Origin of the sequence: Terrisporobacter sp. (assembly GCF_017888745.1) — a bacterium.
Classification (GTDB): Bacteria; Bacillota; Clostridia; order Peptostreptococcales; family Peptostreptococcaceae; genus Terrisporobacter.
The window spans coordinates 1-2,663 of record NZ_JAGHFM010000258.1 but is presented as its reverse complement, the minus strand read 5'-3'; the positions used below and the strand labels follow the sequence as shown (position 1 = coordinate 2,663).

At 25.5% G+C, this 2,663-nt stretch carries 2 protein-coding genes; one reads left to right on the top strand and one right to left on the bottom strand.

Translation table 11 applies throughout. The annotated features are described in order from the left end of the window. The first annotated feature begins 727 nt into the window (after positions 1-727). The gene (locus J7G74_RS11860) at positions 728-2,128 is read left to right on the top strand and encodes an SH3 domain-containing protein (protein WP_297135624.1); all 1,401 of its coding nucleotides are present in this window, start codon (positions 728-730) and stop codon (positions 2,126-2,128) included. Between the two features lie 179 nt (positions 2,129-2,307). On the opposite strand, the gene J7G74_RS11855 is transcribed toward J7G74_RS11860, so the two are convergent. Continuing rightward, a partial coding sequence (locus J7G74_RS11855; protein WP_297135622.1) for a hypothetical protein occupies positions 2,308-2,663 on the bottom strand: 356 nt, incomplete at its 5' end.

The window sequence follows — 2,663 nt, the reverse complement described above, 5'->3', positions numbered from 1 at the left end:
TTACCCTATTGTTATGAGTCCTATGCTGGAGAAGGATGAGTTGGAAGAGATATTTTTTAAGTATCTTGGGTATTATTATGATTTGAGTAAGCTTGAGTGTGAATTTGTATAAATTAGCATGTTGGAAAGATGGTATTAAAAGTGATACCATCTTTATTTGTATATAAATACTTTTAGGTAGCATAATTGTATGGTATATAACAAATAGATACAAATTATGTTAAAATGTTTAGTATAAAATAAAGCTTTATAATTAAAACAATATGTTTAATAAAGAGAGTATATAATATGCTCTAGTACTTATTAAATATATGATATCATTAGGTTATTTATTTGAACATTCAATAGCTTATTTGATTGATCGTAGCATAAGTGCTAATGCAAAAAGGATTAATTTATATATTGAGCTAGTAGATAATTTATATTTGATAGTATATAATCGATAGTGAAATTGAATAAGTGATAATATATGGAATTAAAAGTCCTTTACAAAAAATACATGAAAATGATCCGAGAAGATTTGACTTAGTACTAAAATTATCATATTCGTTTTTATGTAGAAAAATTATTTATTGATAGTAAAAAATAGTGGTATATAAGTATATTCCTGTCAATTAGATTAGGAAGTAATCTTTATTATATAATTATTAAAAAGTTGTACTATCTTATAAAAGTATTCAATAATTTAAATATAAAATATAAACATAACTAGATATGGGGGGAGACGATGTTAAATCAAAAGATAAAAAAACATTTATCTACAATAGTAGCTGCTACAATGATGAGTGGAGTAGTTGCTACAAAAAAAGTTGATGCAGAGCAAAATACAAATAATGATACAGATGATAAATCTATAGCTAATAAAAAAAGTTTAGCTACAAAAACAGGAAAAGTAATGTCGACAGCTTTAAATGTAAGAAGTGGAGCTAGTACAAACTATTCTGTTTTAGGAACTTTATTAGAAGGAGAATCTGTAGAAATAGTATCAACATCATCTAATGGATGGTATAAAATAAAATATAAAAATTCGTATGGATATGTAAACAATAGTTACATAGGAGATTTTTCAAATATTAAAGACAGTACACCTCAAGTTATTTCCACAGGAGTTGTATCAGTAGATGCTCTAAGTGTAAGAGATAATAATTCCACAAGTAGTGAATATTTAGGATGTTTATACAAAGGTGATAAAGTACAAATAGTTGAAAAAATGAGTAATAATTGGTATAAAATAAAATATAACAATGATTATGCTTATGTAAAAGGAGAATATATAAGCTTTAATAAGAATTTAACTTTAACAAAGCCTGTGTTAAAGATAGGAACTATTGATAATACAACTACTTTAAATGTAAGGAAAGGACCTAGTACAAACTACGAAACATTAGGAATTTTATCAAAAGGAAGTCAAGTAGAAATAGTAGATACAACATCTTATAGTGGGTGGTATCAAATAAAATATGGAAGTGAATATGCTTATGTAAATAGTAGATACATAAGCTCAGGAAATAAGTCATCTTCATCTAAAAGTACGACTTCTTCTATTAAAACATCACCAAATACAACTACTTCATCAAAAGCGAATATAACTTCTACAAAAAGGACAAACTTAAATAATTTCTTATTCATAGGAGATTCTTTTACAGTTGGTATATCCAATGTAATAAAATCGCAAAATTCAAAAGTATATGTTCATGCTAAAAGTGGAAGTAGACCTTCTTATTGGCTAGATAAAGTTGATTCAATGCCAAGTAATAGCAGTGTAGAAGGTATTTGTTTATTAATAGGAGTTAACGGAGCTAGCACTAGTGAAAATATTACAGATACAAAAATATTAATAAATAAATTGGTAAATAAATATCCAAACAAAACTATTTATGTTCAAAAAGTATTCCCTGTGGCAAAAACTTTCACAGGAGCAAATCCTGATAAATTTAATGCTAGCATAAGGAATTTTAATAATCAAATACAAGCATTTTGCTCTAGTAAATCTAATGTGAAGTTTATAAACACAACAACAGGATTCGTTGATAATAACGGATATCTTTTACACTCATATGATGGGTTACATATATCTTCAAGTAAATCAGGGATTTTTTATAATAATATATTAAATGCTATAAAGTAGGTAGAGATGTAAATAATTGTACGGTAGTATTGAAATTTAATAACTGTGGAAAAATCAAAAGTACTTTTATATATTTTGTTCAATTCATTATTTTTTATTTACGATTGCATAAATATAGAAAAGGAAGCTTAAAACTTATCGTTTAAAGCTTCTTTTTTTATTAATAATTTATTCATAAATTAAGCAAATTTCTTCAATGTACTTAAATGATTTAATTCCTGTAAAATCACAGCTATGCTACTGATAATAATCTTAGTATTAATATCTTTAGTAGATTTAATATCTTTCTCTAAATGAGATATTTGTATGCTTATATCCTCATCAGAATAATCAATTAGTTCTCTTAAATCTGATATAATTTCCTTTTGCTTATCTTGAGTAACACCCTTTTTTAAGATTAAAGCATATAGTTCATATATATTAGCTACTAGATTTCTTTTTTCAGTAATCATTTCACTAAAATTACTTTCATTAACTAAGGCTTCATCTGTTCTAGCTTTTGAGTCTATTAGAGAAGTTAGAACAACTAAGTTTT